The 13267-nt window shown below is 47.0% G+C and carries 9 protein-coding genes; all 9 read left to right on the forward strand.

Going from position 1 to position 13267, the window contains the following annotated elements; translation table 11 throughout:
- Positions 1 to 696: 696 nt before the first annotated feature.
- Positions 697 to 1599, forward strand: coding sequence for an SMC-Scp complex subunit ScpB (scpB, locus tag AAKU64_RS12340; protein ID WP_354362198.1), 903 nt, complete (start codon positions 697 to 699; stop codon positions 1597 to 1599).
- A gap of 8 nt (positions 1600 to 1607) precedes the next feature.
- Positions 1608 to 3296: a pseudouridine synthase gene (locus tag AAKU64_RS12345; protein WP_354332229.1), complete on the forward strand. Its 1689-nt coding sequence runs from the start codon at positions 1608 to 1610 to the stop codon at positions 3294 to 3296.
- A gap of 207 nt (positions 3297 to 3503) precedes the next feature.
- Positions 3504 to 3989: a ribosome maturation factor RimP gene (gene rimP / locus AAKU64_RS12350; RefSeq protein WP_354332237.1), complete on the forward strand. Its 486-nt coding sequence runs from the start codon at positions 3504 to 3506 to the stop codon at positions 3987 to 3989.
- Positions 3986 to 5545 carry a transcription termination factor NusA gene (gene nusA / locus AAKU64_RS12355; RefSeq protein WP_354332227.1) on the forward strand — a complete coding sequence of 520 codons (1560 nt, stop codon included), beginning with the start codon at positions 3986 to 3988 and terminating at the stop codon, positions 5543 to 5545. The genes rimP and nusA overlap by 4 nt, the downstream gene beginning before the upstream one ends.
- Positions 5546 to 5603: 58 nt before the next feature.
- Positions 5604 to 8525: a translation initiation factor IF-2 gene (gene infB, locus AAKU64_RS12360; RefSeq protein WP_354332225.1), complete on the forward strand. Its 2922-nt coding sequence runs from the start codon at positions 5604 to 5606 to the stop codon at positions 8523 to 8525.
- A 120-nt stretch (positions 8526 to 8645) separates the two neighbouring features.
- The gene (rbfA, locus tag AAKU64_RS12365; protein WP_322119611.1) at positions 8646 to 9035 is read left to right on the forward strand and encodes a 30S ribosome-binding factor RbfA; all 390 of its coding nucleotides are present in this window, start codon (positions 8646 to 8648) and stop codon (positions 9033 to 9035) included.
- 194 nt (positions 9036 to 9229) lie between these two features.
- Positions 9230 to 10165, forward strand: coding sequence for a tRNA pseudouridine(55) synthase TruB (truB, locus tag AAKU64_RS12370; protein ID WP_354332223.1), 936 nt, complete (start codon positions 9230 to 9232; stop codon positions 10163 to 10165).
- Between the two features lie 181 nt (positions 10166 to 10346).
- On the forward strand, positions 10347 to 12182 hold the full coding sequence (typA, locus tag AAKU64_RS12375) for a translational GTPase TypA (RefSeq protein ID WP_322119609.1): 1836 nt from the start codon (positions 10347 to 10349) through the stop codon (positions 12180 to 12182).
- A 141-nt stretch (positions 12183 to 12323) separates the two neighbouring features.
- Positions 12324 to 13202, forward strand: coding sequence for a DMT family transporter (locus AAKU64_RS12380; protein ID WP_354332221.1), 879 nt, complete (start codon positions 12324 to 12326; stop codon positions 13200 to 13202).
- Positions 13203 to 13267: the final 65 nt, after the last annotated feature.

Below are 13267 nucleotides of genomic sequence, written 5' to 3' on the forward strand. Positions count from 1 at the left end.
GACGGTTATAAATCGTTTGTTCGGCAATGCCTAGTGCTGCTGCTAAGGTTTTAGGGGAAAGAAGTGCTTCCATGGGAATGGTTTCGTTGTTAGCAGTCACATGACTGCTAAACGTATAGGCACCAGTTACCAGGATTTACTTTGATCTGGCGGGCGGCGAAATTTCTGCTGCAAATTTGCTGCACTTGAGTGGGTAAATTCCGGTATAATGCGGTAAGTCAGGGTATGGCATGCCGTTGATTTTATTGAATATTCTTGTTTTAAGCCCCTCTAGTTTTGGGCTCATAACCCGAAGGTCGTAGGTTCAAATCCTGCCCCCGCAACCAGAATTAAATAAAAAAGCCACGTATCAACGTGGCTTTTTTATTGGCTCAGTAATTATTTTTTGATTTGTGCGGAATTTCTGGACTACAATCCGATATCAGCGCAATTGATGAAATTCTAATCAACTGCGCTACGCTCAAACAAGCGGCAATTGTTCAGCGATTGTCGATTTAGTTGATGAGTAAATTAACATAAAGAATGCATAACCAAATGTGTTGACTTTGGTTGATGTCAGACAGTAAGTATCCGCCTAGATGGCATGCGCTGCCCTAAAGTGCAGCAAAATTACAGAATCGGTTTTGGCTGAAGAAGTTCTTTCAGTGCCGTTCTATACTTAATTAGATCAACCAATCAATGTGCTAAAGAGTTTGCATGAATACTGCTGAGGCCAAGCGAGTCCTCGAAACCGCCTTGCTATGTGCGCATGAGCCGCTTACCGTCAATAAGATGAGAAAGCTGTTTCAGGATAGTGATGAATCAAGCGAAATTGTTGGTGCCGACACCATTAAATCCATGCTGGAAGATTTGCGTGTTGATTGGTCTGATAAAGGTATTGAGTTAGTCGGATTGTCGACCGGATGGCGCTTCCAAAGCCGTCCAGAAATGCGTGCTTATATCGACAGGTTGAATCCTGAAAAGCCGCCAAAATATTCACGTGCCACCTTGGAAACGCTTGCCATTATTGCGTACAGACAGCCAGTTACTCGCGGAGATATTGAGGAAATACGCGGTGTCACGGTTGCTTCTCAGATGATTAAAACTTTAGAGGATCGTGGTTGGATTGAAGCTATTGGCCACCGCGATGTGCCTGGGCGCCCGGGTTTGTTTGCGACTACCAAGCAATTTTTGGATGATTTGGGTTTATCTTCCTTGGATCAACTGCCTCCGTTGCAGCAAGTAAAAAAAGACGATGTATCTGATGTGAGCACGCCGGAATTGGATGCCCTCGGAACCGGTATGTTTGCAGAGCAAGAGTTATCTGCTTTGGCTGGTATTGAAATAACTGAGGTTGTTTCTGTGGGGGCAAAGGCTCACGAGATTGAAAATGAAGTTAGCAGCGCTGGCGATGCTAGTGTTGTAGAGGAAGTAAAAAGTCTGGCTGAAGTCGCCGTAGCTGATACTGCGCTGACATCCAAGCCAGAAAATGAAATAAGTAATATTGACAGCGACTTTGCTCAAGGCTCAGATGTGGCGGTTGAAACATCGAATCATGAGCTGGCATCAGAAACTAAACCAGATGCTGCGTCATCGATCCCGCCCGCAAGCCTAAATTAAATAGAATAATGAATACAAATAATCCAGACGATATTAAGCCGAATGCATCTGCTGAAGGTGGTGATGATAATGCGCAAAAGCCAGTAAAGCGCGGTGTGCGTGGGCCGCGCAATATGCGCCGATCCCGGCCGAAAGCTGATGCGGCAGACAGTGGTGCGGCTGAGGGCGTTGTGACTGCCGTAGTTGATATGCCAGGTGCTGAAATCGGTGTTGAAAAGCGAAAGCCAAGAGCAGTTCGCCCACAGGGTGATCGAGTACAGCGTACTGATGCTGGTTCGCGTGAGCCGCGTCCAGCAAGACTGCCGCGCGAGGGGCAGAGCGAAAATCGTGCACCACGCACGCCACGGGATGAGCAAAGCGGCAATCGTGCAGCGCGCCCGTCGCGTGAAGAGCAATTTGGCAATCGCTCTGCTGGCCCTAATGGTGGTGCAGGAAATAGCTCCGGTAGCGGATTATATAAAGGTCGTCACCCAAGTCAGGCGCGTGGTGTTCGTCCTGCAAGTCGTCCCGCCGCCAACAGTGCAGATGATGTTTTTTCATTTGTTACATCGGAAGCATTCGACGTTGCTGCAGATGCTGGGCAAGACAAAGGTAGGGGGCGCGCAAGTAAAGTAGTTAGACGTGATCTTACTGCGGATGATGATGCTCCAAAATTGCATAAAGTTCTGGCTGAGGCTGGCCTTGGTTCACGTCGTGATATGGAGGATTTGATTGTTGCTGGACGCGTATCTGTGAATGGTGAGCCTGCACATATCGGTCAACGTATTCTTCCAACTGATCAGGTTCGGATTAACGGTAAACCAATTCAACGCAAAATTAGTAAAAAACCACCTCGTGTCTTGGTTTACCACAAGCCGGCGGGTGAAATTGTAAGTATGAGTGATCCGGAGGGGCGTCAATCCGTATTCGCCAGTTTGCCGCAAATGAAGGTCGGTAAGTGGCTGGCGGTAGGGCGTCTTGATTACAACACGGAAGGTTTGTTGTTATTCACGACCTCTGGTGATTTGGCGAATCGGCTTATGCATCCACGTTACGGTATTGAGCGCGAATATGCTGTGCGCACTTTAGGTGACTTGGAAGAAGGAATGCGCCAAAAGCTGCTCGCTGGTGTCGAGCTTGAAGATGGTTTAGCACAATTCTCCAAAATTATGGATGGCGGTGGCGAAGGTGTAAATAAGTGGTATCGCGTTGTCATCGGTGAGGGGCGTAATCGCGAGGTGCGTCGTATGTTTGAGGCTGTAGGTTTGACGGTGTCGCGTCTGATTCGTACTCGTTACGGTGTAATGACTTTGCCCGCTGGTTTAAAACGTGGTCGGTGGGATGAACTGGAAGAAGATGCAGTCCGTAGCTTACTGAAAATCAGTGGCTTGGAAAAAGCCGGTGGTGATAAGCCCGCTGGTAAAGAATTCGCGGCACGTCCAAATGGTAACAAGGCACCGGGTCGTCCTGTCAATCCTTTCGATAAGCCACAAGGTCGATTTAACGCGCCGCGCCCTGAGTTTGGTAGCGCTCGTAGTAGTGGAGGTGCCGGGAGGAATGACGCAGAAGGTAAAAAGCGTAGTCGTCAGCCAGATCCAATGCAGACAGCGCTAGGATTTCCAGATGCTGGCCAGCAGCGACGTGGTGGTACAGCGCGAGGAAGTGGTCAGGCTATAGGTCAGGGGATTGCTGCTCGCAGACGCTCTAAAGGTGTTTGATGTTGCTTTTTGCTATGTGATACACCTATTTTTGCTCTGTTCGTCCATTGCGATAGAGTAAATAATCGTTTATAATCTTGCAGTTAGCAGATTTTGCCTCCATTGGTTGGGATAATGGGGCGTTGTAAAAACGATGGGCAGTAGCCCATTTTTTTTTGGCGAAGCAGTTTGTTGCTGGGCAAATTAAGCATTTTTCGGAGAATACTCTTGCAGTTGTTGGAATTGATAGAAAAGACCGTCAATGGCACCGGATACGATCTGGTTGATTTTGAACGGGCAGATCGTGGCTTGTTTCGAGTTTATATTGACTTTTTGCCGGCGGACGCAGAGAAGGGCAATATCACGGTTGAAGACTGTGAGAAGGTCAGCCACCAACTGTCTCATGTATTAACTGTTGAGAATATGAATTACGAGAGGTTGGAAGTTTCTTCTCCTGGTCTTGATAGGCCGTTAACGAAATTGACTGATTTCGTCAGGTTTGTTGGTGAAAAAGCGACTATTAAGTTGCGTTTGCCAATGCCTGGTGCGCAGAATCGCAAAACATTTGAAGGCGTTTTGCATGAGCCTGAAGGTGACAAGCTGAAGTTGGAATTTGAAGGTAAAGACGGTGCGGCAATGCTGGAGTTCACGCTTGCCGATTTGGATAAGGCACGTTTGGTGCCGCAAGTAGATTTTAGGAGCCGCAAAGCATGAGTCGCGAAGTTTTATTATTGGTTGATGTGCTGGCGCGTGAGAAAAACGTTGATGAAGATATCGTTTTTGCTGCGTTGGAGCATGCTTTGGCTCAGGCCACAAAGAAGCGCTATGAAGGTGAAGTCGATATTCGCGTAGAAATTGATCGTGATACAGGCGAATACAAATCCTATCGCCGCTGGCGCGTAGTGCCTGATGATGCTGGCTTGCAATTACCTGATCAGGAAATTTTGCATTTCGAGGCTGTTGAGCAATATCAAGATATCGAAGTCGATGAATACATCGAAGAGCCGATTGAATCAGTAGAGTTGGGTCGTCGTTTCGCGCAAGATACTAAGCAAGTTGTTTTGCAACGCATCCGTGACGCAGAGCGTGAACAAATTTTAGCTGATTTTCTTGAGCGCGGCGATTCCCTGGTGACTGGCACGATCAAGCGCATGGAGCGTGGTGAGGCCGTTGTTGAGTCTGGCAAGATTGAAGCACGCTTGCCACGAGATCAGATGATTCCTAAAGAGAATTTACGTGTTGGTGATCGTGTTCGTGCTTATATTTTGCGTATCGATCGTAATGCGCGCGGCCCACAAGTTATTTTGTCTCGGACCGCACCAGAATTCATTATGAAACTGTTCGAGCTGGAAGTGCCAGAAATCGAGCAAGGTTCTTTGGTCATCAAATCTGCCGCACGTGATCCAGGTATACGCGCCAAAATCGCAGTTTATACCAGCGATAAACGTATTGATCCTATCGGTACCTGTGTTGGTATGCGTGGTTCGCGCGTTCAGGCAGTAACTGGTGAGCTAGGCGGCGAACGTGTTGATATCGTGCTTTGGTCGGAAGATCCAGCCCAATTTGTTATCGGTGCTCTTGCTCCTGCCAATGTTTCTTCTATCATGGTAGATGAAGAAAAGCATGGTATGGACGTTGTGGTTGATGATGAAAATCTGGCGATTGCCATTGGTCGTAGTGGTCAAAACGTTCGTTTGGCAGCTGAATTAACTGGCTGGCAAATTAATATTATGACGGCGGAAGAATCCGCTAGTAAAGCCGAGCAAGAAACTGCTGGTGTTCGTGCTTTGTTTATGGAGAAGCTAGACGTTGACCAAGAGGTTGCAGATATCTTGGTTGATGAAGGTTTCGCTAGTTTGGAAGAAATAGCTTACGTACCTATCAGTGAAATGCTGGAAATTGAAGCCTTCGATGAAGATACGGTAAATGAGTTGCGCAACCGCGCTAGAGATGCACTGCTTACAGAGGCAATCGCTTCCGAAGAAGGTGTTGATGGTGTCGAGGATGCTTTGATCAACCTAGAAGGTATGAGCCGTGTAACTGCCGGCAAGCTGGGTTTAGCAGGCATTAAGACACTACGGGCTTTTGGTGGTCTGGCGTATGACGAATTTGGAGCGATTTTGGCGCTGTCAGCCGAACGTGCGCGCCAATTAATTAAAGATGCATTTGAAGACGTGACTGATGATGAGATGAAGCTCATCGACGCTAAATATGATGATCATGCCAAGGCTTTGTTAGCTTCAGCATGGAAACTCGTAGAAGCACAATAATTCCGAGTTAATAATCATTTAAGCGTTTTATCAGGCGCACATAGAAAAAGAGGACTGAATGGCGAGTAACAATGTAGCCCAATTTGCCACCGAGCTGAAAATGTCAGCGGATTTGCTGCTAACGCAATTGCGTGCCGCAGGCGTCAGTAAAAGCTCGACGTCCGACGCGCTGTCAAAAGAAGATAAAGATCGATTGCTGGAGCATTTGCGTCGCTCTCATGGTGTGGCTGCGGATGCAGATAAGAAAAAAATCACGCTGACCCGCAAAGAAACGACTGAAATTAAGCAAGCAGATGCAACTGGTAAGTCGCGTACGATTCAAGTTGAAGTTCGTAAAAAGCGTACTTTCGTGAAGCGTGATGAAGCTGCCGCAGAAGATCAGACTGGCCCTGCAGCGATGGTGGTTGATCCGGTAGATGTTGCGCGTCATGAGGAAGAAGCGCGCAAAGAAGCCGAATTGATTATGCGCCAAGAGGCAGAATTAATTCAAAAGCAAGAGCATCTTGCCAAGCTGGAAGCTGAAAAAGAAGTGCAAGCTCAAGCTTTGCGCGAGGCTGAATTAGCTGCCGCTAATTCAGCTAAGGTGGAAGCAGATAAGTTGAGAGCAGAACAAGCGGCAGTCGCTGCTGCGGCACTCAACACTAGTGCGAAAGCACAAGTAGTGCATACGCCGTCTGCCGCTAGTGTTTCTGTGCAGGCCGCTCCTGTAGCTGCAGCAGCTCCAGTTGTATCGTCTTCAGATGATGATAAAAAACGTCATTCAGCTGATGAAGCGAAGAAGAAAATCGTTACAGAGGCAAAAGAAGCGGCAGAACGTGCTGCCGTTACAGAAATCGCTCGTAAAAAAGTAGCGGATGAGGTTGCGCAAATTAAAGAAATGATGAGCGCTGCTCGTCGTCCTGCCAAAGCCCCTGAGCCTGTGGTTGCTCCTAAAGTGGCCGAAGGTACACTGCACAAACCTTCCGATAAGAAGATCGCAGAGAAGAAACCAGCTACTGAGAAAAAAGATGAGAAGAAACCAGTGGTCGCGGTGGATAAAAAATCCATTAAGTCGGCTAATGTTTCTTCCACATGGCAAGACGACGCTAAAAAGCGTGGTGCTGGTATTAAAACTCGTGGTGATACGTCTGGTGGGCGTGATGGTTGGAAGGGCGGTCCAAAAGGACGTCGTTCACATCAGCAAGATGGTCGCGATACTAATTTCCAGGCGCCAGTAGAGGCAATTGTTAAAGACGTGTACGTTCCAGAAACCATCACTGTCGCAGAGTTAGCACACAAGATGGCAGTAAAAGCCTCTGAAGTGATTAAGCATTTGATGAAATTGGGTCAGATGTGCACTATCAATCAGGTGCTGGATCAAGAAACAGCCATGATTCTGGTTGAAGAAATGGGTCACAAAGCTTTTGCTGCAAAACTGGATGATCCAGAAGCAATGTTGACGGATACGGCTGATCACGAAGAATATGAGTTAACCTCGCGTGCTCCTGTAGTGACTGTAATGGGCCACGTCGATCACGGTAAAACTTCTTTGCTGGATTACATTCGTCGTGCCAAAGTGGCATCGGGCGAGGCTGGCGGTATTACCCAACATATCGGCGCTTACCACGTTGAAACACCGCGTGGCATGATTACTTTCCTTGATACTCCGGGTCATGAAGCTTTTACAGCAATGCGCGCGCGCGGTGCTAAAGCGACAGATATCGTTATTCTTGTTGTTGCAGCTGATGATGGTGTTATGCCACAAACTAAAGAAGCGATTGCCCATGCAAAAGCTGCTGGCGTGCCTTTGGTCGTCGCTATCAATAAGATTGATAAGCCAGGAGCAAATCCTGACCGCGTCTCACAAGAATTGATCGCTGAAAGTGTTGTGCCAGAAGAGTATGGTGGTGATTCTCCATTTGTTCAGGTTTCGGCAAAAACTGGTTTGGGTATCGATGCTTTGCTCGAACAAGTTTTGTTGCAAGCTGAAGTTCTGGAATTAAAAGCGCCAAAAGATGCACCGGCTAAAGGTTTGGTCGTTGAGGCTCGTCTGGATAAAGGTCGCGGTACTGTTGCAACGATCTTGGTTCAGTCCGGTACTTTGAAGCGTGGTGACGTTGTGCTGGCGGGTTCTTCTTATGGTCGCGTACGTGCCATGTTGGATGAAAACGGTAAAAACATTTCTGAGGCCGGTCCTTCGATTCCAGTAGAAATTCAAGGTTTGACCGAAGTGCCTGTCGCTGGTGAAGAAGTCATGGTCATGACTGACGAGCGTAAAGCACGTGAAATCGCGCTGTTCCGTCAAGGCAAGTTTCGTGACGTTAAGCTGGCTAAACAGCAAGCGGCCAAGCTCGAAAATATGTTCGAAAACATGGGTGAGGGAGAAGTCAAAAATCTGCCTATTATCGTCAAGACCGATGTACAAGGTTCGCAAGAGGCTTTGGTTCAATCATTGCAGAAACTGTCTACCAACGAAGTTCGCGTACAAGTTGTACATGCAGCAGTTGGTGGGATTTCAGAGTCTGACGTGAATTTGGCGGTAGCGTCCAAGGCCGTTATTATTGGCTTTAATACGCGTGCTGATGCTTCTGCCCGTAAGTTGGCCGAATCTAACGGTGTTGATATTCGCTACTACAACATCATTTATGATGCTGTTGATGAAGTTAAAGCAGCGTTGTCCGGCATGTTGGCTCCAGAGAAGCGTGAGACCATTATTGGTATGGTCGAGGTCAAACAAGTCTTCCTGGTAAGCAAAGTCGGCGCGATTGCTGGTTGCTTGGTCATCGATGGTGTGATCAAACGCACTTCTTCTGTACGTTTGCTGCGCAACAATGTTGTTACCTGGACTGGCGAACTTGATTCTCTGAAGCGCTACAAAGATGATGCAAAAGAAGTTCGTGCAGGTATGGAGTGTGGACTGTCTCTGAAGAATTACAACGAGATCGAAGTTGGCGATCAGTTGGAAATCTTTGAAATTCAGGAAATTGCCCGTACTTTGTAATGACAAATGTGTTGTAAGCGTTTTTAATAGTTTTAAAAATAAGAGGGTGGGCACTGATGTTTGCGAACAGCCGATATGGCAAAACGTGAATAGCTTGCCCACCCTTACTAATTAGGTTTTATGGCAAAACATAGCAAAAATATTCCCGGACGTGGTCTGCGTGTCGCAGATCAGATACAGCGCGATCTGGCAGAAATCATCTGGTCAGAATTAAAAGACCCGCGTGTCGGCATGATCACTTTGACAGAGGTGCATCTGACACCTGATTACGCACATGCAAAAGTATTTTTTACTACTTTAGCGGATGATCCGGTAGCGGTAAAAAGTACCATTGAGGCCTTGTCTAAAGCGGCTGGATTTTTGCGTAATCAATTAGGTCTTCGCCTGCATATTCATACTCTGCCACAATTACATTTTCTGCATGACACTTCCACGATACGCGGTATCGCAATGTCCAAGTTAATCGATGAGGCCAATGCTACGCGGTCTAAAGACGACGGCGAAGCATAATTGCAATGGGCATTAGGCTTAGTCATTTATAGATAAAAGTTCTGCTTTATACATACTCAATGTATCGAGTTCGGATTGAACTTTTTCCTATATCTGATCGCCTAACTGTCGATGTTAATATTCACTGCTTTTGCCTGTTTTGTCACTCATGCACTGATAGATCAATGGTGCAATAAAAACCTCCCTCACGTCTTATGAATAGTCCGGTAAAAAAGAGAGTACGCGTGCCAGTGCACGGCGTTTTATTGCTGGATAAACCTGTCGGACTATCTAGCAACGACGCGCTGATTAAAGCAAAGCGTCTATTTAATGCGCAAAAAGCGGGGCATACCGGTACATTGGATCCGTTTGCGACGGGTTTGTTGCCGCTATGTTTTGGTGAGGCGACCAAATTTTCTCAAGATTTATTGGAAGCAGATAAGACATATCAAACCATCGTACACCTGGGAGTTAGCACTACTACCGGAGATACGGAAGGCGAGATCGTAGAAAGCTTGTCAGTCAATGTGACTGAAGAGCAAATCCATGCTGCTCTAGCGCAATTCCGTGGAGATATTCTGCAAACTCCTCCTATGTATTCTGCCCTCAAGCGTGATGGAAAACCTCTGTATGAGTACGCGCGCGCTGGCATAACCTTGGAACGAGAGGCGCGGCCAGTAACAATCCATAGTCTTGATTTTGTAAGTTATGAAGCCCCGTATTTGACGCTCAACGTGTGTTGTAGTAAGGGAACTTATATCCGGGTATTGGGTGAAGACATCGGCAAAGTATTATCTTGCGGGGCGCATCTAAAAGCTTTGCGACGTACCGAGGTCGGGCACTTAATCTTGGAAAAATCGATAACCCTTGAGGCTTTGGGCGAGATCGAAGAAACTGACCGATTAGCTTTATTGGCACCCGTAGATGCTTTGCTATCTAGCTTTCCTCGACTTGATTTGACGGAAGAACTGGCAAAGCGATTTTTACAGGGGCAACGTTTAGCTTTGGGTAAAGAATCTACCATCTTACCTACGCAAATTGGTCGTGTTCGCGTATATCGTGCCTCAGATCAACAATTGCTAGGTTCTGCCCAATTGCAGGAATATAGCATTCTGGCGCCAGAACGATTAATTGCAACGACGATGATGTAATTTACAGTGATCTATCGCTGGCTTTAAATTATTTAAGAAGATTCTAGTTGTAATCAGTTCTTGTCACTAACACGTAGTAACTCCTTGAAATAATAGGAGTTTTGCTTATTATCCAAATGTTGTGCAGTACAACATGTTATAATCTTGGGTTATCTGAATTTCCCTAAATCTTCTCGCTACCATGTCAAATACAAAACGCGCTATCCGCAACATCGCCATTATCGCTCACGTCGATCACGGCAAAACCACACTGGTTGACCAATTATTGCGTCAGTCCGGTACTTTCCGCGACAACCAACAGGTTGATGCCCGCGTGATGGATTCTAACGATATTGAAAAAGAGCGTGGCATCACGATTCTGTCCAAGAACTGCGCTGTTGAGTACAAAGGTACGCATATCAATATCGTTGATACGCCAGGCCATGCCGATTTCGGTGGTGAAGTTGAGCGTGTATTGTCCATGGTAGACAGCGTTTTGTTGCTGGTCGATGCGCAAGAAGGCCCGATGCCGCAAACACGTTTTGTGACTCGTAAAGCGTTAGCGTTGGGTTTAAAGCCGATCGTCGTTGTGAATAAGATCGATCGCGAAAACGCAGATCCGCAGAAAGCGGTCAATGCAACATTTGAATTGTTTGACAAGCTTGGCGCAACTGATGAGCAGTTAGATTTCCCTATCATTTACGCATCTGGCTTCAAAGGCTATGCAGGTTTGGAAGATAACATCCGTGAAGGCAATATGGATCCCTTGTTCGAGGCGATCCTAAAACACGTTCCTGCGCGTCAAGATGATCCAGATGGTCCTTTGCAATTGCAGATCACGTCTTTGGAATACTCCTCTTACGTTGGTAAGATCGGTGTTGGTCGTATCTTGAGCGGTCGTGTTAAGCCTCTACAAGACGTTATTTGGATGAATGGTCCAGACGACAAGCCAACTAAAGCGCGCATCAACCAGGTTCTGACATTTAAAGGTCTGGATCGTATTTTGGTTGACGAAGCACTGGCTGGCGACATCGTGTTGATTAACGGTATCGAAGAAATCAGTATCGGTTCTACTATCTGCGCACCAGATACACCGCTGGGTTTGCCAATGTTGAAGGTGGATGAGCCAACCTTGACAATGAACTTCATGGTGAATAACTCACCATTGGCTGGTCGCGAAGGTAAATTCGTTACAACGCGTCAAATCCGTGATCGTTTGGATCGCGAATTGAAAGCCAACATGGCTTTGCGTGTAGTACAAGCTGAAAACGATGACTCTACTTATGAAGTATCCGGTCGCGGCGAATTGCATCTGACGATTTTGATCGAAAATATGCGTCGCGAAGGTTTTGAACTTTCCGTTTCCCGTCCACGTGTCGTATTCAAAATGGTAGATGGCGTGCGCCATGAGCCATATGAAAACTTGACCGTGGATGTTGAAGAAAACAACCAGGGCGGCGTGATGGAAGAGCTCGGTCGTCGTCGCGGTGATTTGCAAAACATGGAACCGGACGGCAAAGGTCGTGTGCGTCTCGAATATCGTATTCCTGCACGCGGTCTGATCGGCTTCCAGGGCGAATTCATGACATTGACGCGCGGTACAGGTTTGATGAGCCATGTGTTTGATGAATACGCGCCAGTTGATAATTCTAAAGGTGAGTTAGCAGGCCGTCGCAATGGTGTGTTGATTTCTCAAGACGATGGCGCTGCCGTCGCTTATGCAATCTGGAAATTACAAGATCGCGGCCGTATGTTCGTTGTTCACAACGATCCGGTGTACGAAGGCATGATTATCGGTATTCACTCCCGTGACAATGATCTGGTTGTGAATCCGATTAAAGGTAAGCAATTAACTAACGTGCGCTCCTCAGGTACGGATGAAGCGGTACGTTTGGTACCGCCAATTCAGATGAGTCTGGAATATGCAGTTGAATTTATTGAGGATGACGAGCTGGTTGAAGTCACGCCTAAGAGCATTCGTCTGCGTAAGCGTTATTTGAAAGAGCACGAGCGTAAAAAGGCTTCTCGCGACGCGTAATTAAAGTCTTGTCTGGCGATTAACATGATCGCCAGATAGAATTGAAACCCGTTTTGCTCCTCCACACAGTGGTCCGAGTTAAACGGGTTTTTTTATTTAACCAAGATTTTTAATTTGCATTTGAGCTGAATAAAATATTCTATGCACAATCAACCCAGCCATCGTACTGCTTTGCTTTTAATGATCTGCGTCGCTATATTGTGGAGCACCGCAGGTGTGCTGACGCGGCATCTTGATGTTGCACGTGGCTTTGAAGTTACCTTCTGGCGCAGCCTGTTTGCTGCCATCTATGTCGTGCTGGCGATGAGTGTGCAGCACAATACCGGTGCGTTGAAAAAACTATTATCCGTTGGTCGCTTTGGATTTGTCTCTGGCATTATGTGGGCCATCATGTTTTGTTGTTTTATGATTGCCCTCACCATGACCACCGTGGCTAATACGTTGATTGTCATGAGTGTTTCACCGTTGTTGACAGCCTTTTTCGCCTGGATTTTTCTCCGCCAAAAGATATTAACGCGCACCTGGTTAGCCATCGCTGTGGCATTGGCAGGTATGGTCTGGATGTTCGCTGGCGGCATGTCACAAGTCGATGGTAGAGGGTTGACTGGTATGTTGATTGCGATGGGCATACCAGTAGCTGCCTCAGTCAACGTAATCGTGTTGAAAAAGGGTGGGCACGCGCTGGATTTAGCGCCCGCAGTCATGATTGGTGGCGTGATTTCTGCGCTGGCAATGCTGCCATTTGCCTTGCCTTTTCAGGCATCTGCACATGACTTATTAATACTTGCCGTGTTAGGCGTATTTCAATTAGGTTTTCCATGCATGTTGATGGTTCGTGCAACCAGAAGTCTGTCTGCGCCCGAGGTATCTTTGTTGGCTTTGGTGGAAGTGTTGCTGGGGCCGATTTGGGCTTGGCTCGGTGCTGGTGAAGTGCCAGCGAATGCAACGATTTATGGTGGCGCCGTGGTTTTAGCTGCGCTAGCCTGGAATGAGTTTGCCGCCATTAAAGAGACGGTTTAAGCCAAATGCTTTTACTAGACTATCTTGATACTTCAAATATACTCCCCTTTGGTATATTTTAATCG

The organism is Undibacterium sp. GrIS 1.8 (assembly GCF_040544445.1).
Classification (GTDB): Bacteria; Pseudomonadota; Gammaproteobacteria; order Burkholderiales; family Burkholderiaceae_D; genus Undibacterium.

What these genes read in the sequence shown, in the direction of transcription:
- scpB (WP_354362198.1), top strand. Translation starts at nt 697, where the DNA reads ATGAATACTGCTGAGGCCAAGCGAGTCCTCGAAACCGCCTTGCTATGT.
- AAKU64_RS12345 (WP_354332229.1), top strand. Translation starts at nt 1,608, where the DNA reads ATGAATACAAATAATCCAGACGATATTAAGCCGAATGCATCTGCTGAA.
- nusA (WP_354332227.1), top strand. Translation starts at nt 3,986, where the DNA reads ATGAGTCGCGAAGTTTTATTATTGGTTGATGTGCTGGCGCGTGAGAAA.
- infB (WP_354332225.1), top strand. Translation starts at nt 5,604, where the DNA reads ATGGCGAGTAACAATGTAGCCCAATTTGCCACCGAGCTGAAAATGTCA.
- rbfA (WP_322119611.1), top strand. Translation starts at nt 8,646, where the DNA reads ATGGCAAAACATAGCAAAAATATTCCCGGACGTGGTCTGCGTGTCGCA.
- truB (WP_354332223.1), top strand. Translation starts at nt 9,230, where the DNA reads ATGAATAGTCCGGTAAAAAAGAGAGTACGCGTGCCAGTGCACGGCGTT.
- typA (WP_322119609.1), top strand. Translation starts at nt 10,347, where the DNA reads ATGTCAAATACAAAACGCGCTATCCGCAACATCGCCATTATCGCTCAC.
- AAKU64_RS12380 (WP_354332221.1), top strand. Translation starts at nt 12,324, where the DNA reads ATGCACAATCAACCCAGCCATCGTACTGCTTTGCTTTTAATGATCTGC.